Raw genomic sequence first — 16,489 nt, forward strand, 5'->3', positions numbered from 1 at the left:
CCCCACTCATCTAGAAGAACCGCGGATCGTCGAAGACGCCGGACGCGACCAGGTACACGTAGAAGTCGGCGAGTGCCACGCTCACCAGGGACGCCCAGGCGAGCAGCATGTGCCGGGCGTTCAGCCTCCCGGCGAACTGCCATGCCCGGTAGCGCACGGGATGCTTGGAGAAGTGCTTGAGCTTGCCGCCGACGATGTGCCTGCAGGAGTGGCAGGAGATCGTGTACGCCCAGATCAGCACGATGTTGACCAGGAAGACGAGGGTGCCGAGGCCCATGTGGCCCCAGTGGTAGTGCGTGTCTCGGAAGGACAGCACGGTGTCGTAGGTCAGCACGCCGGCCACCAGCAGGGCGGCGTAGAAGAAGTACCGGTGGACGTTCTGCAGGACGAGCGGGAAACGGGTCTCGCCGGTGTACTTGCGGTGCGGCTCGGCCACCGCGCACGCGGGCGGGGACGCCCAGAAGCTGCGGTAGTACGCCTTGCGGTAGTAGTAGCAGGTCAGCCGGAAGCCGAGCGGGAAGATCAGGATGATGATCGCGGGGGAGAGGGCCCACCAGCTGCCGAACAGGTCGGCGTTCGGGCCCGCGTGCATGGTCCGGCAGTTCTCCGCCAGGCACGGCGAGTAGAAGGGGGAGACGTACGGCGCCGCGTAGTAGTGCGCGTTCGCGAAGGCCCGCCACGTCGAGTAGACGACGAAGGCGAACAGGCCGGCCGCGGTGGCGGCGGGCGCCAGCCACCAGCGGTCGGTCCGCAGATGCGGTGCGGCGATCGCGGCGCGTGTACCGGTGCGTACACCGCCGCTGTTCTGTTGAGGTTCCGTACCAGTGGCCAACGGAGGACTCCGGTCGGGTCGGGGTTCAGGGGGCGTGCCGGTCGCGGGCGCCCAGACCCTCGTCGTCCGAGTCCGTCCACAGGCTGATGTCGTACGGCGTGTCGGAGATGGTGACGAGGTCGGGCCGCTTCGCGGCGGCCGGGCTGCTGGCCGCTTCCCGCAGCAGCGAGAGGCTCTCGCGCAGATGGTCGGCGTCCATCCGGACCCGGCGCATCTCCAGGCCCCCGCTGCCGAATTGCTTCTCCAGGCGCCCGAGCGACCGGTACAGGTCGTCGAGGCTGCGCTGGACGGATGTCAGTTCGTCGTGCACGGACATGACGTGCCCTCACTTCCACGGGTCCTGCGGGCCCTGGGCGGCAACGTTCAGGCGCCTTGGAGTGTTGCGCGTCACACCTGGTGCTGTGAAGAGATGTGCACCGATTGGCCGAGGGTGTACGGATGCACTTTCGGTGTGTTGCGCCGCACGGGTGGGCTTACCGTCCGTCGTCGCCGTGTCGCCCGCTGTTGCCGGATCCTTTCCTCTTCAGTGGGTGCATAGATCTGATCAGCTCCATATACCGCCAAAAGTGATCAGCCTCGTATGCCGACATATGTGAGCATAAAGCCCGCGGCTTCCCGGAGGTAGCAGAGATGTCCCACGACGGCGTCGGCCTGCGCACAGTCCTGCGCTCGGCCGCCTTCCTCACCGCGGGCACCCTCGCGGTCCCCCTCCTCGCCGGCTGCGGCTCCGACGACGACACCAGCCGCCCCCTGGCGGGGCAGGACATCGCCCTCGTCGCCCGTGACAAGGTCGCCGAGGGGGGCACCCTGAAGTGGGCCGTGGACGCCGTACCGGAGACCCTGAACACCTTCCAGGCCGACGCCGACGCCGGCACCACCCGCATCGCCCAGGCCGTGCTGCCGTCGATGTTCCGCCTCGACGCCACCGGGCGCCCGGTGGCCAACCCCGCCTATCTGGAGTCCGCCAAGGTCATCGAGACCGAGCCGCGCCAGGTCGTGCTGTACAAGCTGAACCAGCAGGCCGTCTGGAGCGACGGGCGGGAGATCGGCGCCGCCGACTTCGTCGCCCAGTGGCGCGCCCTGTCCGGCAGGAACAGCTCCTACTGGACCGCCCGCAACGCAGGCTACGACCGCATCGCCAAGATCGAGCGCGGCGCCAGCGACCTCCAGGTCCGGGTCACCTTCTCCCGCCCCTACGCCGACTGGAAGTCGCTGTTCTCGCCGCTGTACCCGAAGGACGTCATGGGCACCCCGGACGCCTTCAACGACGGCGCCCGGCGCAAGCTGAAGGTCACGGCCGGACCCTTCAAGGTCGAGAAGGTCGACACCGCCCAGAAGGACGTCGTCCTCACCCGCAACCCGCGCTGGTGGGGCAAGCCCGCGAAGCTGAACGAGATCGTGCTGCACGCCGTGGCCCGCGACAAGCGCGCCGCGGCGCTCGCCGACGGCACCGTGGACCTCGCCGAGATCGACGCGGGCGAGGCCGAGCGGATCAACCTCGCCTCCCGCCGGAAGGGCACCGGAACCCCGCTGCAGGGCACGGGCAAGACCTCGGCGAAGAAGCTGCGCTCGTGGGCGCTCGCCCACGGCTTCGACTCCGACGAGGTCAAGGACGGCAAGAAGAAGCTGCGCAAGGCCGTCACCCGGTACCTGGAGCAGCAGCAGGAGCTGCGTGCCTTCGACGTCCGCAAGTCGCTGGAGCCCGCCTACACCCAGCTCGCCCTCAACGGCGCCGCCGGTCCCCTCGCCGACGAGCGGGTCCGCCGGGCCGTCGCCCGCGCGCTCGACCGCGACGAGCTGGCCAAGCTCGTGCTGACCCCGCTGGGCCTGCCCGCCGTCCCGGTCGGCAGCCACCTCGCCCTGTCCGGGCAGGCCGCCTACGCCGACAACAGCGGCTCACTCGGGGGCCAGGACACCAAGGAGGCGCAGGCGCTGCTCGCGGACGCCGGCTGGGTGGCCGGGGGACCGGTGAAGGAGCAGAAGAAGGCCGAGAAGGCGGCCGGTGGCGAGCGCGACAAGAGCGATCGGGAGAAGAAGTCCGACGGCGGCCACGACGGCGAGTACATCGTCGGCGAGGACGACAAGGGCAAGCACCACGAGTCGGCCGAGGAGAAGCGGGACAAGGGCGACGAGGGCGGCAAGCACCTCGCCCAGGACGGCAAGCAGTACACCGGCAACGGCGGCGCGCCCGGTGCGTACGCCCCGCAGGGCACCGCGGCCCCGGCCGGCGCCGTGACCGGCCCGCTCGCCAAGGACGGCAAGGCGCTCGCCCTGCGCTTCGTGCTCCCCTCGGGGACGGGCTCGGAGACCCTGAACACGGTGGCGCTGCGGATCTCCGCGATGCTGGACAAGGTCGGCATCCGCACGACGATCACCAAGGTCTCGGACGAGAGCTACTTCAAGGACCACATCGCCTCCGGCGACTACGACCTCGCCCTCTACTCCTGGCCCTCCTCCGCCTTCCCGGCGACCGACGCCCGGCCGATCTACGCCAAGCCGGTGCCGGCCGCCGACGGCTCGGTGAACGTCGAGCAGAACTTCACCCGGGTCGGCACCGACCAGGTCGACCAGCTCTTCGACCAGGCGGCGGCGACACTGGACGAGGACGAGGAGCGTGACCTCATCCGCAAGGCGGACTCCCGTATCTGGGCCGCGGCCGGTTCCATTCCGCTCTATCAGCGGCCCCAGCTGGTCGGTGCGCGGAAGGACCTGGTCAACGCGGGGGCGTTCGGATTCCAGACGCCGGTCTACGAGGACATGGGCTTCCTGAAGAAGGGGGCGAAGGTCTCGCCGAGCCCGTCCGGCAACTGATCGGCGTCGGCCCTGCGGAGACCGGACCCCGCAGGGCCACGTACCATGGGGTGAGGCCGTGGCGTGTCAAGCCCGGCAGGCCCGCGTCACACGGACGTACGCAGCAGGGCCTTCTCACCACTCTGGGAGTACGCCGCAATATGGCCACGCGCCACGACATCCGCAACGTCGCCATCGTCGCCCACGTCGACCACGGGAAGACGACCCTCGTCGACGCCATGCTGAAGCAGGCCGGTGCCTTCGCCGCGCACGCCGCCGAGTCGCTCGACGACCGCATGATGGACTCGAACGACCTGGAGCGTGAGAAGGGCATCACGATCCTGGCCAAGAACACGGCCGTGAAGTACCACCCGAAGGATGGCGGCGAGGTCGTCACCATCAACATCATCGACACCCCGGGCCACGCCGACTTCGGCGGCGAGGTCGAGCGTGGACTGTCGATGGTGGACGCGGTCGTGCTGCTGGTCGACGCCTCCGAGGGCCCGCTGCCGCAGACCCGTTTCGTGCTGCGCAAGGCGTTGCAGGCCCGCCTGCCCGTCATCCTGTGCATCAACAAGACGGACCGCCCCGACTCGCGCATCGACGAGGTCGTGAACGAGGCGTACGACCTCTTCCTCGACCTCGACGCCGACGAGGACCAGATCGAGTTCCCCATCGTCTACGCGTGCGCACGCGACGGTGTGGCCTCGCTGACGAAGCCGGAGGACGGCACCGTCCCGGCCGACAGTGACAGCCTGGAGCCGTTCTTCTCCACGATCTTGTCGCACGTCCCGGCTCCGGAGTACGACACGGAGGCCCCGCTCCAGGCGCACGTCACCAACCTCGACGCCGACAACTTCCTCGGCCGTATCGCGCTGCTCCGCGTCGAGCAGGGCGAGCTGCGCAAGGGCCAGACCGTCACGTGGATCAAGCGCGACGGCACGATGTCCAACGTGCGCATCACCGAGCTGCTGATGACCGAGGCGCTCACCCGCAAGCCCGCCGAGAAGGCCGGCCCCGGTGACATCTGCGCGGTGGCCGGTATCCCGGACATCATGATCGGTGAGACCCTCGCCGACACCGAGAACCCGATTCCGCTGCCCCTGATCACGGTCGACGAGCCGGCGATCTCCATGACCATCGGTACGAACACCTCGCCGCTGGTCGGCCGCGGCGGCACCGGCAAGGGCGCCGACAACAAGGCCGCGGTCAAGGACCGCAAGGTCACCGCCCGCCAGGTCAAGGACCGCCTCGACCGCGAGCTGGTCGGTAACGTCTCGCTCCGCGTGCTCGACACCGAGCGGCCGGACGCCTGGGAGGTCCAGGGCCGTGGTGAGCTGGCGCTCGCCATCCTGGTCGAGCAGATGCGCCGCGAGGGCTTCGAGCTGACCATCGGCAAGCCGCAGGTCGTCACCAAGCTCGTCGACGGCAAGGTCTACGAGCCGGTCGAGCGCATGACGATCGACGTGCCCGAGGAGCACATGGGCGCGGTCACGCAGCTTATGGGCGTCCGCAAGGGCCGGATGGACAACATGTCCAACCACGGCTCCGGCTGGGTCCGCATGGAGTTCGTCGTCCCGTCCCGCGGTCTCATCGGCTTCCGTACCGAGTTCCTGACCGGTACGCGAGGCACCGGCATCGCCCACTCCATCCACGAGGGCCACGAGCCGTGGTTCGGTGTGCTGACGACCCGTAACAACGGCTCGTTGGTCGCCGACCGCGCCGGTGCCGTCACCGCCTTCGCGATGACGAACCTGCAGGAGCGCGGCGTGCTGTTCGTGGAGCCGGGCACCGAGGTGTACGAGGGCATGATCGTCGGTGAGAACTCCCGCTCCGACGACATGGACGTGAACATCACCAAGGAGAAGAAGCTCACGAACATGCGGTCGTCGTCGGCCGACTCGTTCGAGGCGATCGTGCCGCCGCGCAAGCTGTCGCTGGAGCAGTCGCTGGAGTTCTGCCGTGACGACGAGTGCGTCGAGGTGACCCCGGAGGCGGTCCGCATCCGCAAGGTGAACCTGGACGCCCGTGAGCGCGCCCGCGCCGCCAGCCGGGCCAAGCACGGCTGAGTCACGTCCGACGCACGAGGGCCCGCCCGGCATCACGCCGGGCGGGCCCTCGTGCGTCCGGGGGAGGGGGAGGCAGGATAGAGGGTTTTCCCTAGAAACAGATGTCGGGTTCCTCACTCGGCCCGAGAGCTCCCCGCCGTTCGTTAAAGTGACCAGATATCTACGGCTTACCGGGCTCTCGCGCCGGTCTGTCCAGCACCATGGCGTCGACACAGCTTGCTCCGCCGTTCGGTGCAACTCATTTTTCCGGCCCTCCCGTCCGCATTCCGGACGATGCTGCCCGATACTTGTGTAACAAGTCCGTTTCGCATGGATCTTTCGGCAAACCCTTTGTCCGGATTTTGGAAGAACTACGCGCCAGGTGTGATCGAACCGAGACCTTGAAGGTGTGGTTCGCTCCGGTTCGTATGGCAGATAGTTAGGCGCGTAGAGCTCGGATCAACGGGTCACGCGCTGCTGGCGGCGCCGACTCACGAGCGCGGGGGCACGTGACCATTTCAGGCACCGGTGACGGTGATGCGTCCTGTGCCCCTCCATGTGGTGAACCAATGGACTCATGAGGAGGAGCCCCATGCGTGGTGCCAAGAGCGCCAAGTGGGTTGCGATAGCCGCGGTTGTGGCGCTGGGTGCGACGGCCTGTGGCGGTGGCGGTGGCGGCAAGGGCAGCGGCAGCAAGGCCGCGGTCGACCCGAACGGCAAGTTCTCCGTCGAGGTCGGTGAGCCCCAGAACCCGCTGCAGCCGGCGAACACCATGGAGTCCAACGGCAGCATCGTCATCAAGTCGCTCTTCTCGGGTCTCGTCGACTACGACGAGAGCGGCAAGATCGTCAACGTCAACGCCCAGTCCATCGACTCCAAGGACAACAAGACCTTCACGGTCAAGCTGAAGCAGGGCTGGAAGTTCCACGACGGCACCCCGGTGACCGCCGACTCCTACGTCAAGGCGTGGAACTGGGCCGCGAACCCGGCCAACAAGCAGACCAACAGCTTCTGGTTCTCGGACATCCAGGGCTACGACGAGGTCGCCCCGGCCAAGGGCAAGTCCAAGGCCGACAAGCTGTCCGGCCTGAAGGTCGTCGACGACAACACCTTCACGATCACGCTGACCAAGCCGATTCCGTACTTCGTCTACAAGCTCGGCTACGAGGTCTTCGACCCGCTGCCGGAGTCCTTCTACAAGGACCCGAAGGCCGCCGGGGAGCACCCGATCGGCAACGGTCCCTACAAGTTCGTCAGCTGGCAGCACAAGAAGCAGATCGAGGTTGTCAAGTTCGACGGCTACAAGGGCCCCAACGCCGCCAAGAACGGTGGTGTGCTCTTCAAGAACTACACCAGCCTGGAGACGGCGTACGAGGACCTCAAGTCCGGCAACGTCGACGTCCTGCGCCAGATCGCGCCGAAGGACCTGCCCGTCTACAAGACGGACCTCGGCGACCGCGCGGTGGACAGGGCCTACTCGGCGATCCAGACGATCGCCGTCGCCTTCTACACCAAGCAGTGGAAGGGCATCGACCCGAAGGTCCTGCAGGGCCTGTCGATGGCGATCGACCGCAACACGATCACCAAGACCGTGCTCCAGGGCACCCGTGAGCCCGCCACCGGCTGGGTCGCCAAGGGTGTTCTCGGCTACCAGCCGAACGGGGCCGGCGACGTCACCACGTACAACCCGGCGAAGGCCAAGCAGCTCATCAAGGCGGGCGGCGGCGTTCCCGGCAACGCCATCTCCATCCAGTACAACGCGGACGGCGGCCACAAGGAGTGGGTGGAGGCGGTCTGCAACTCCATCACCAACGCCACCGGCGTGAAGTGCTCGGGCGACTCGAAGGCCGACTTCCAGGCCGACCTGAACGCCCGTGACGCTCACCAGGTCAAGTCCCTGTACCGCTCGGGCTGGGTGCTGGACTACCCGTTCAACGCCAACTTCATCCGCGACCTGTTCGGCAGCAAGTCGGACGGCAACCAGGGTGGCTTCTCCAACAAGACGATCGACAAGGAGATCGCCGCCGCGGACAGCGCCAAGACGCTGGACGAGTCGGAGCGGAAGTACCAGGCGATCGAGAAGCAGCTCCCGAACTACATGCCGAGCATTCCGCTCTGGTACTACAAGGTCAACGCGGGCTACTCGGAGAAGGTCACCGGCGTCAAGTACGCCCAGGACGGCGACCCGATCCTGACCGGCGTTCAGGTCAAGAAGTAATCACACACAGCCCGTTTGTCCCGGGGTGCGGTGCTCCCGCACCCCGGGGGACGGCGGTGGCTGGGGGGCCCTTTCCCCGCGCATCAACCAATGGTGCGCGGGGAAAGGGCCCGTCGGCTGCTGCCGTGACCGACATGGAGGCACGATGGGGCGCTACGTCGCACGACGACTGCTCCAGATGATCCCGGTGTTCATCGGGACGACCCTGCTGATCTTCCTCATGGTGTACGCCCTGCCCGGTGACCCCGTACGCGGGCTGTTCGGCGACAAGGGCGGCAGCCCGCAGGTGATCGCCCAGCTGAGACATCAGTACGGACTGGACCAGCCGATCCTGGTTCAGTACTGGCATTACATGAAGAACATGGTGCTGCACGCCGACTTCGGCACGCAGATCGCCAGCGGCCGGCCCGTCACGGACGTGCTCGGTGACGCGTTCCCCGTCACCCTCCGTCTGGGCGCCCTGGCCTTCGTCATCGAGTTCGTCCTGGGCATCGCCCTGGGCATCGTCGCGGGCCTGCGCTCCGGGCGCGCCACGGACAACGTGATCCTGCTGGTCACCCTGCTGCTGATCTCGGTCCCGGTGTTCGTCCTCGGCTACATCCTCAAGGTCGTCTTCGCGTTCAACCTGAACTGGTTGCCACCGAACGTCAATGACTCGACGAACATCAATGAGTTGTTGATGCCGGCCATTGTGCTGGCGACCGCGTCACTGGCGTATGTGACCCGGCTCACCCGTACGTCGATCGCCGAGAACCTCCGCGCCGACTACATCCGCACGGCCATCGCCAAGGGTCTGCCGAAGCGCCGTGTGGTGGGTGTCCACCTCATGCGCAACTCGCTGATCCCGGTGATCACCTACCTGGGTACCGACATCGGTGCGCTGATGGGCGGTGCCGTCGTCACCGAGGGGCTGTTCAACATCCAGGGTGTGGGTGGCACGATCGCCCAGTCGATCGTGCGCCGCGAAGGCACCACGCTCGTCGGCCTGGTGACCATCCTCGTCATCGTGTACCTCCTCGCCAACCTGCTCGTCGACCTGCTCTACGCGGTCCTTGACCCGAGGATTCGCTATGCCTGACGTGACCAAGACGGCCCCTGAGGCCGCTGCCGAGGAAGCGGCCGTCGCGGCGGCCGGCGGCCCCCTGCCCGACGCCAAGCCGGAGAAGGCCCGCAGCCTGTGGGGCGACGCCTGGCAGGACCTGCGCCGCAGCTGGATCTTCCTCGTCTCCGCGGTGCTGATCGTCATCCTGCTGCTGATCACCTTCTTCCCCGGGTGGTTCGCCGGCGCCGACCCGAACAAGGGCGACCTGGCCAAGCACTTCCTTCAGCACCCCAAGCTGGGCAACCTGTTCTCCGCGGACTGGCTGGGCTACGACCAGCAGGGCCGCAGCGTCTACACCCGTGTCATCTACGGCACCCGGGCCTCCGTCGCCGTCGGCTTCGGCACCACGGTCGCGGTGACGGTCGTGGGCGGTCTGGTCGGCATGATCGCCGGGTACTTCGGCGGCATTGTCGACTCGGTGCTGTCGCGGCTGACCGACGTGTTCTTCGGTATCCCGTTCCTGCTCGGCACCATGGTCGTGCTCAACTCCTTCCAGGACCGCACGACCTGGGTCGTCATCGGAGCGCTGAGCTTCTTCGGCTGGACACAGATCGCCCGTGTGATGCGCGGCGCGGTGATCACCACCAAGCAGTCCGACTACGTGCACGCCGCCCAGGCCCTGGGCGCGAGCACTCCGCGCATCATGTTCCGGCACATCCTGCCGAACACACTGGCACCGGTGATCGTCGTCGCCACCATCTCCCTCGGCATCTACATCTCCGCCGAGGCGACGCTGTCGTACCTGGGCCTCGGCCTGAACGGCGTGTCGTGGGGCAATGACATCTCCGACGGTGGCGCCCAGATCCGGGTGGCGCAGTGGATCATGCTGTACCCGTCGATCATGCTCGTCATCACGGTGCTGGCGTTCATCATGCTCGGTGAGGCGGTCCGCAACGCCCTCGACCCGAAGATGCGCTGAGGGAGGCGTACGTGACCATCATCGAAGAAGTCGTGCCGTCGCCCCGCGACGGCGCAACCGACGGCGGCCCACTGCTCGAAGTGCGCGACCTGCACATCGAGTTCCACACCCGCGAGGGCGTGGCCAAGGCCGTCAACGGCGTCAACTACAGTGTCAGCGCGGGCGAGACCCTCGCGGTGCTCGGTGAGTCGGGCTCCGGCAAGTCCGTCACGGCTCAGGCCATCATGGGCATCCTGGACATGCCGCCGGCACGGATCCCGCAGGGCGAGATCCTCTTCCGCGGCCAGGACATGCTCAAGATGTCCGCCGAGGAGCGCCGCAAGATCCGCGGTCGCCGGATCGCCATGATCTTCCAGGACGCGCTCAGCTCGCTGAACCCGGTGCTGTCCGTCGGCTATCAGCTCGGCGAGATGTTCCGCGTCCACCATGGCCTCTCCAAGAAGGAGGCCAAGGCCAAGGCGATCGAACTGATGGACCGGGTGAAGATTCCGGCCGCGGCGGCCCGCGTGAACGACTACCCGCACCAGTTCTCCGGCGGTATGCGCCAGCGCATCATGATCGCCATGGCGCTGGCCCTGGAGCCGGACCTGATCATCGCCGACGAGCCGACCACGGCCCTCGACGTGACGGTCCAGGCCCAGGTCATGGACCTGCTCGCGGATCTGCAGCGCGAGTACAACATGGGCCTGATCCTCATCACCCACGACCTCGGCGTCGTCGCGGACGTGGCGGACAAGATCGCCGTGATGTACGCGGGCCGGATCGTGGAGCGCGCCCCGGTGCACGAGCTGTACAAGCGCCCGGCGCACCCGTACACGCGGGGTCTGCTGGACTCGATCCCGCGCCTGGACCAGAAGGGCCAGGAGCTGTACGCGATCAAGGGTCTGCCGCCCAACCTGCTGCGCATCCCGGGCGGTTGCGCCTTCAACCCGCGCTGTCCGAAGGCCCAGGACATCTGCAGCACACAGATCCCGGACCTGCTGCCGGTGACCGAGCAGGACGGCGCGGAGCTGGCCGGCCGCGCTTCCGCCTGCCACTTCTGGAAGGAGACGATCCATGGCTGAGCTCAGCAAGAACGACGAGCCGCAGGACGCCACGCCGAACGTCTCCGAGGTGGACGTCGTCGACGCCCGCACCGAGGACGAGGCGGTCACCGCGATCGAGGCTCCGGTCGAGCGCGGTGAGCCGATCCTGCAGGTCCGCAACCTGGTGAAGCACTTCCCGCTCACCCAGGGCATCCTGTTCAAGAAGCAGATCGGCGCGGTCAAGGCCGTCGACGGCGTCTCCTTCGACCTGCACCAGGGTGAGACCCTGGGCATCGTGGGCGAGTCCGGCTGCGGCAAGTCGACGGTGGCCAAGCTCCTGATGAACCTGGAGCGGGCCACGGCCGGCGAGATCTTCTACAAGGGCCAGGACATCACCAAGCTGTCCGGGCGGGCCCTGAAGGCCGTGCGCCGCAACATCCAGATGGTGTTCCAGGACCCGTACACCTCGCTCAACCCGCGTATGACGGTGGGCGACATCATCGGCGAACCCTTCGACATCCACCCCGAGGTGGCCCCCAAGGGCGACCGGCGCCGCAAGGTGCAGGACCTCCTGGACGTCGTCGGTCTCAACCCGGAGTACATCAACCGCTACCCGCACCAGTTCTCGGGCGGTCAGCGCCAGCGCATCGGCATCGCCCGCGGCCTCGCGCTCAACCCCGAGATCATCATCTGCGACGAGCCGGTGTCGGCCCTGGACGTCTCGGTCCAGGCCCAGGTCATCAACCTGATGGAGCGACTGCAGGACGAGTTCAACCTGTCCTACATCTTCATCGCGCACGACCTGTCGATCGTCCGGCACATCTCGGACCGCGTGGGCGTGATGTATCTCGGGAAGATGGCCGAGATCGGCACCGACGAGCAGATCTACGAGCACCCGACGCACCCCTACACCCAGGCGCTGCTGTCGGCGGTCCCGGTGCCGGACCCGGAGGCCCGCGAGCACCGGGAGCGGATTATCCTCACCGGTGACGTGCCGTCCCCGGCCAACCCGCCCTCGGGCTGCCGCTTCCGCACCCGCTGCTGGAAGGCCCAGGACAAGTGCGCCGAGGAGGTCCCGCTGCTGGCGATCCCCGAGCGCTTCAAGGCCTCGGACACCCCCGCGGCCCACGAGTCGGCCTGCCACTTCGCCGAGGAGAAGAACGTGGTCCACGCGGCCTGACGCGTTCCTTGGTCCCGCCCGGTTCCCGGCGCCCTCACCGACGAGGCGCCGGGAACCGGCGTTTTGCCAGGCAACTCCCTTTCCCTCCGGTCGGGTTCGGCAGCGCCGGACCTACGTGGTCACTTGCGCGCGCGCCCAGTGGCAGGCCACCTGGGGTTCCAAAGTGGCGTCGAGGACCGCCGGGTCCTCGGTCCGGCAGGCCTGCGCGATGCCCGCCCGGTCGGCCTCGCCGTTCGCCAGGACCGGGCAGCGGGCGCGGAAGCGGCAGCCGGTGGGGATACGGGAGGGGTCCGGGGGCTCGCCGGTCAGGACGAGCGGTTCACCCCCGGCCTCCGGGAGGACCGACAGGAGGGCCTGGGTGTAGGGGTGCCGGGGTGCCGTCAGGACCTGTTCGACGTCGCCCGTCTCCACGATCCGGCCCAGGTACATCACCGCCACCCGGTCGGCGATGTTCCACGCGAGGCCCAGATCATGCGTCACCACGAGCGCGGCGAGACCCAGTTCGGCGCGCAGCCGTAGCAGCAGGCCGAGGATCTCGCCGCGTACCGAGGCGTCGAGGGAGGCCACCGGTTCGTCGGCGACGAGCAGTCGCGGCTCCAGCACCAGTGCGCCCGCGATCACCACGCGCTGCCGCTGACCGCCGGACAGCTCGTGGGGATAGCGCAGGAAGAAACGCTCCGGCGGTCGCAGCCCGGCACGGGACAGGGCGTCGGCCACCGTCGCCCGTTCGTCCCCGGCGTGCCCGTGGATCCGCAGTCCCTCAGCCACCGCGTCGTACACCGTGTGCCGGGGGTTCAGGGAGCCACTGGGATCCTGCAGGACCAGTTGTGCCTGCCGGCGATAGGCGCGCAGGGCCCGCGTCGAGTACTCCAGCGGGTGCCCGGCGAAGGAGACGTGCCCCTCCGTCGGCTTCACCAGACCCAGCAGCGCGCGGGCGAGCGTGGACTTGCCGCAGCCGGACTCACCGACCAGCGCCACGATCTCCCCGGGCCGGATGTCCAGTTCGACCCCGTCGACCGCGCGGGCGGGACCGGCACCGTGCCGGCCGGGGAAGGCCACGCGCAGACCGCGCGCGCTGAGCAGGGGCGGTTCCGGCGCCGTCATGACGTGCTCCTCACGATCCGGGGCGGCCACGAAGGCCGGAACAGGCGCGCGCGGGGCGGGCCGCCGGTTTCCCCACGGGCACGGTCGCGGGCTGTGCTCCCCGCGTTCCCGGACGCTGCCCACGGGCGTGACCGGTGGTGTCACGGCGTGCTTCCCGCCCGCTCGGGCCGTGTCGGCGGGGCCGGCCGCCGGCGCCGCCGTGTGCACGATTACGACGTCCGCGGGCCTGGCCGCCGGCATCCGCGTGTTCACGTCCATGGCGTGTTTCCGGCCGTCTTGGGTGGCGGCCCCGTCCGTTCCTCCTCCGGCGCCCCCACATGTACGCAGGCGGCCCAGCGGTCCTCCTCGGCCGTCCGCAGGGTCTGGTCGGTCGTGGTGCAGCCGGGGAGGGACACCGGGCAGCGCGGGTGGAATACGCAGCCGGAGGGGAGCTCGGCCGGGTCGGGTGGGTCGCCGGGCAGGCCGCGCGGGGCGAAGCGGGAGGAGGGGTCGCCGATGCGGGGGAACGCGGCGGACAGGGCCTGGGCGTAGGGGTGCCGGGCGTCCTCGTACACCGCGCGCGCGGGGCCCAGTTCCACCACGCGGCCCGCGTACATCACCGCCAGCCGGTCACAGGTGTCGGCGAGGACCGCCAGATCGTGGCTGATCATGATCAGCCCCAGGTTCTGCTCCCCGACGAGTTGTTCGATCAGCCGGAGAATCTGCGCCTGGACCATCACGTCCAGCGCCGTGGTCGGCTCGTCCGCGATGATCAGCCGTGGTGCGCAGGCCAGTGCCATGGCGATCATGACGCGCTGCCGCTGGCCGCCCGACAGCTCGTGCGGGTAGGCCGAGGCCCGAGCCGCCGGCAACCCCACGCGCTCCAGCAGCTCCCCGGCCCGGCGGCGCGCCGTGGCCGCGCTCGCCCGGTCGTGCAACAGGATCGGCTCGGCGATCTGCTCACCGATGCGGTGCACGGGGTTGAGCGAGTGCATGGCCCCCTGGAAGACGATCGACGCCCCGGCCCAGCGGACCGCCCGCAGCCGCCCCCACCGCATGGTGAGCACGTCATCACCGTCCAGCACGATTCGGCCGCCGACCCGGGCGCCGGCAGGCAGCAGCCGCAGCAGGGCCAGCGCGAGCGTGGACTTGCCGCATCCCGACTCGCCCGCGATGCCCAGCTTCTGCCCGGCCCCCAGCGACAGGTCCACGCCCCGCACGGCGGCCGCCCCGCCCGGATACGTCACCTCCAGGTCCCGTACCTCCAGCAACGTCAACGGGTCACCCCCAGCCTGGGATTGAGCACGGACTCCACGGCCCGTCCGCACAGGGTGAACGCCAGTGCCACACCCGCGATGGCGATGCCGGGCGGCACCAGGTACCACCAGTCGCCGGAGCTGACCGCCCCGGCCTCCCGCGCCTCCTGCAGCAGTCCGCCCCAGGACACCACCAGGGGATCGCCGAGGCCCAGGAAGGCCAGCGTCGCCTCGGCGAGAATGGAGGAGGACACCATGAGGGTGGTCTGCGCCAGCACCAGCGGCATCACGTTGGGCAGCACATGGCGGGACATGACGTGGCAGTGACCGCCGCCGAGCGCCTTCGCCCGCTCGATGTACGGCCGGGACTCCACCGCCAGCGTCTGAGCCCGCACCAGCCGGGCCGTCGTGGGCCACGAGGTGACGCCGATCGCCAGAACGACCGTACCCAGCGAACGAGGCATCACGGTGGCGAGCGCGATGGCCAGCACCAGCGTCGGCATCACCAGGAACCAGTCCGTGACCCGCATCATCACCGTCGCGTACGCGCCCCGGAAGTGCCCGGCGGTGATCCCGACCACCGCGCCGATCGCCACCGACAGCACCGCCGCCAGCAGCCCCACCAGCAGCGAGACCCGAGCCCCCCACACCAGCAGCCCCAGCAGATCTCGTCCGAACCGGTCGGTGCCCAGCGGGAACTCCCCGGTCGGGCTCTGCAGGGGCCGCCCCGGCGCGCCGGTCACGCTCGCCACGTCCGAGCCGACCGTCAGCGGCGCGGTCAGCGCAATCATCCCGAAGAGGGCCAGCGCCGCCAGGCCCACGATCCCCGCGCGGTGGGTGCGGTACTGCCGCCAGAACCGTACGGCGGCCCGTCGCCGGCGCTGCCGGGCCAGCGCCCGTGGGCCGGCCCCCGCCACCGGGGGTGTCGCTTCGGTGGTCATGTCCGGCCCACCCTCGGGTCGAGCAGCGGATAGACCAGGTCGGCCAGGGTGTTCATGACGATCACCGCCGAGGCGAAGAAGAGGAACAGGCCCTGCACGAGCGGCAGGTCGGGCACGCTGAGGGCCTGATAGAACAGACCGCCGAGGCCCGGCCAGGAGAAGACGGTCTCGACCAGGATCACCCCCGCGACCGTCCGGCCGAGGTTGACGAAGATGAGCGTCACGGTGGGCAGCAGCGCGTTGGGTACGGCGTGCCGGCGCCGCACCAGGTCCTCCCGCAGCCCCTTGGCCCGCGCGGTCGTCAGATAGTCGCTGCCCATCTCGTCGAGCAGCGCGGAACGGGCGACCAGCAGCGTCTGCCCGTACTCGACCGCGACCAGCGTGATGACCGGCAGGATCAGATGGTGGGCGACGTCGACGGCGTACGCGAAGCCCTCCTTGCCGCCGGACTCCATGCCGCCGGTGGGGAAGAGTCCTGGGACGGGGCCCATGCCCACCGCGAGGACGATGATGAGCAGCAGCCCCAGCCAGAACGAGGGCACCGAGTACAGCGTCAGCGCCACACCGGTGTGGAACCGGTCGGCGAAGCGGCCGCGCCGCCAGGCCGCACGGGTGCCGAGGACCAGGCCGAGCACCGTGTACAGGACGAACGCGGTGCCGGTGAGCAGCAGCGTGTTCGGCAGCGCCTCACCGATCTTGTCGATGACCGGGGCGCGGAACTGGTAGGAGGTGCCCAGGTCACCGGTGAGCGCCTTGCCGCAGTAGTCCGTGAACTGCTCCCACAGCGGCAGGTCGAGTCCGAACTCCTTGCGGTACTCGGCAAGTTGAGCGGCCGATAGCGGGCGGCCGCCCGTCATGGTCTTGACCGGGTCGCCGGGGATCAGCCGGAACAGGAAGAAGCCGGTGACGAGGACCGCGAGCAGCGACACGGCGGCGCCGCCCGCCTTGGCCGCCGCGTATCGCGGATACGCGGCGGTGGTGCGCGCCCGTGGTCCCCTGACCGCCGGGCCGGCGGGGACCGGACCGGCGGCCTTGTCGACCGGCGCCGACACCGGGTCAGAGGCCATGGCGGACCGCCGGCTGCCGGGCGGGTGC

13 protein-coding genes are annotated in these 16,489 nt (G+C 69.0%); 7 read left to right on the forward strand and 6 right to left on the reverse strand.

The genetic code is table 11. The annotated features are described in order from the left end of the window. Positions 1-10: 10 nt before the first annotated feature. Positions 11-832, reverse strand: a complete 822-nt coding sequence (locus ACFZDC_RS12345) for a hypothetical protein (protein WP_391322872.1) — start codon at positions 830-832, stop codon at positions 11-13. Between the two features lie 25 nt (positions 833-857). Continuing rightward, the gene (locus tag ACFZDC_RS12350) at positions 858-1,148 is read right to left on the reverse strand and encodes a hypothetical protein (protein ID WP_391322874.1); all 291 of its coding nucleotides are present in this window, start codon (positions 1,146-1,148) and stop codon (positions 858-860) included. A gap of 314 nt (positions 1,149-1,462) precedes the next feature. On the opposite strand from ACFZDC_RS12350, the gene ACFZDC_RS12355 reads away from it, so the two are divergent. The 7 genes from ACFZDC_RS12355 to ACFZDC_RS12385 all read left to right on the forward strand — a co-directional run bounded on the left by ACFZDC_RS12355 (position 1,463) and on the right by ACFZDC_RS12385 (position 12,114). Then, positions 1,463-3,643 (forward strand): ABC transporter substrate-binding protein, encoded by a 2,181-nt coding sequence (locus ACFZDC_RS12355; RefSeq protein ID WP_391322876.1) that lies wholly within the window; start codon positions 1,463-1,465, stop codon positions 3,641-3,643. A gap of 140 nt (positions 3,644-3,783) precedes the next feature. Next, positions 3,784-5,691: a translational GTPase TypA gene (typA, locus tag ACFZDC_RS12360; protein ID WP_391322879.1), complete on the forward strand. Its 1,908-nt coding sequence runs from the start codon at positions 3,784-3,786 to the stop codon at positions 5,689-5,691. A gap of 571 nt (positions 5,692-6,262) precedes the next feature. Beyond that, positions 6,263-7,888 carry an ABC transporter substrate-binding protein gene (locus tag ACFZDC_RS12365; protein ID WP_391322880.1) on the forward strand — a complete coding sequence of 542 codons (1,626 nt, stop codon included), beginning with the start codon at positions 6,263-6,265 and terminating at the stop codon, positions 7,886-7,888. A 145-nt stretch (positions 7,889-8,033) separates the two neighbouring features. Beyond that, complete coding sequence (locus ACFZDC_RS12370; RefSeq protein WP_391322882.1) at positions 8,034-8,966, forward strand: ABC transporter permease subunit; 933 nt, start codon at positions 8,034-8,036, stop codon at positions 8,964-8,966. Beyond that, complete coding sequence (locus ACFZDC_RS12375) at positions 8,959-9,909, forward strand: ABC transporter permease subunit (RefSeq protein WP_391322884.1); 951 nt, start codon at positions 8,959-8,961, stop codon at positions 9,907-9,909. The genes ACFZDC_RS12370 and ACFZDC_RS12375 overlap by 8 nt, the downstream gene beginning before the upstream one ends. Before the next feature lie 11 nt (positions 9,910-9,920). Next, a complete protein-coding gene (locus tag ACFZDC_RS12380; protein ID WP_391322886.1) occupies positions 9,921-10,973 on the forward strand; it encodes an oligopeptide/dipeptide ABC transporter ATP-binding protein in 1,053 nt (350 codons plus the stop codon). Continuing rightward, entirely contained in the window at positions 10,966-12,114 is a 1,149-nt protein-coding gene (locus tag ACFZDC_RS12385; protein ID WP_391322888.1) for a dipeptide ABC transporter ATP-binding protein, read from the forward strand. The genes ACFZDC_RS12380 and ACFZDC_RS12385 overlap by 8 nt, the downstream gene beginning before the upstream one ends. Positions 12,115-12,225: 111 nt before the next feature. On the opposite strand, the gene ACFZDC_RS12390 is transcribed toward ACFZDC_RS12385, so the two are convergent. From ACFZDC_RS12390 to ACFZDC_RS12405, 4 genes are all read right to left on the reverse strand, one after another. Next, entirely contained in the window at positions 12,226-13,218 is a 993-nt protein-coding gene (locus ACFZDC_RS12390; protein ID WP_391322890.1) for an oligopeptide/dipeptide ABC transporter ATP-binding protein, read from the reverse strand. 248 nt (positions 13,219-13,466) lie between these two features. Continuing rightward, positions 13,467-14,474 (reverse strand): oligopeptide/dipeptide ABC transporter ATP-binding protein, encoded by a 1,008-nt coding sequence (locus ACFZDC_RS12395; protein WP_391322892.1) that lies wholly within the window; start codon positions 14,472-14,474, stop codon positions 13,467-13,469. Then, entirely contained in the window at positions 14,471-15,394 is a 924-nt protein-coding gene (locus ACFZDC_RS12400; protein WP_391322894.1) for an ABC transporter permease subunit, read from the reverse strand. The genes ACFZDC_RS12395 and ACFZDC_RS12400 overlap by 4 nt, the downstream gene beginning before the upstream one ends. Beyond that, positions 15,391-16,461 (reverse strand): ABC transporter permease subunit, encoded by a 1,071-nt coding sequence (locus ACFZDC_RS12405; protein ID WP_391322896.1) that lies wholly within the window; start codon positions 16,459-16,461, stop codon positions 15,391-15,393. The genes ACFZDC_RS12400 and ACFZDC_RS12405 overlap by 4 nt, the downstream gene beginning before the upstream one ends. Positions 16,462-16,489: the final 28 nt, after the last annotated feature.

It is taken from the genome of Streptomyces sp. NPDC007905, assembly GCF_042959345.1.
Classification (GTDB): domain Bacteria; phylum Actinomycetota; class Actinomycetes; order Streptomycetales; family Streptomycetaceae; genus Streptomyces.

Excerpts from the sequence above, each read along its gene's own strand:
- ACFZDC_RS12350 (WP_391322874.1), bottom strand. The coding sequence starts at position 1,148 with ATGTCCGTGCACGACGAACTGACATCCGTCCAGCGCAGCCTCGACGAC.
- ACFZDC_RS12365 (WP_391322880.1), top strand. The coding sequence starts at position 6,263 with ATGCGTGGTGCCAAGAGCGCCAAGTGGGTTGCGATAGCCGCGGTTGTG.
- ACFZDC_RS12385 (WP_391322888.1), top strand. The coding sequence starts at position 10,966 with ATGGCTGAGCTCAGCAAGAACGACGAGCCGCAGGACGCCACGCCGAAC.
- ACFZDC_RS12375 (WP_391322884.1), top strand. The coding sequence starts at position 8,959 with ATGCCTGACGTGACCAAGACGGCCCCTGAGGCCGCTGCCGAGGAAGCG.
- ACFZDC_RS12405 (WP_391322896.1), bottom strand. The coding sequence starts at position 16,461 with ATGGCCTCTGACCCGGTGTCGGCGCCGGTCGACAAGGCCGCCGGTCCG.
- ACFZDC_RS12370 (WP_391322882.1), top strand. The coding sequence starts at position 8,034 with ATGGGGCGCTACGTCGCACGACGACTGCTCCAGATGATCCCGGTGTTC.
- ACFZDC_RS12355 (WP_391322876.1), top strand. The coding sequence starts at position 1,463 with ATGTCCCACGACGGCGTCGGCCTGCGCACAGTCCTGCGCTCGGCCGCC.
- typA (WP_391322879.1), top strand. The coding sequence starts at position 3,784 with ATGGCCACGCGCCACGACATCCGCAACGTCGCCATCGTCGCCCACGTC.
- ACFZDC_RS12390 (WP_391322890.1), bottom strand. The coding sequence starts at position 13,218 with ATGACGGCGCCGGAACCGCCCCTGCTCAGCGCGCGCGGTCTGCGCGTG.
- ACFZDC_RS12400 (WP_391322894.1), bottom strand. The coding sequence starts at position 15,394 with ATGACCACCGAAGCGACACCCCCGGTGGCGGGGGCCGGCCCACGGGCG.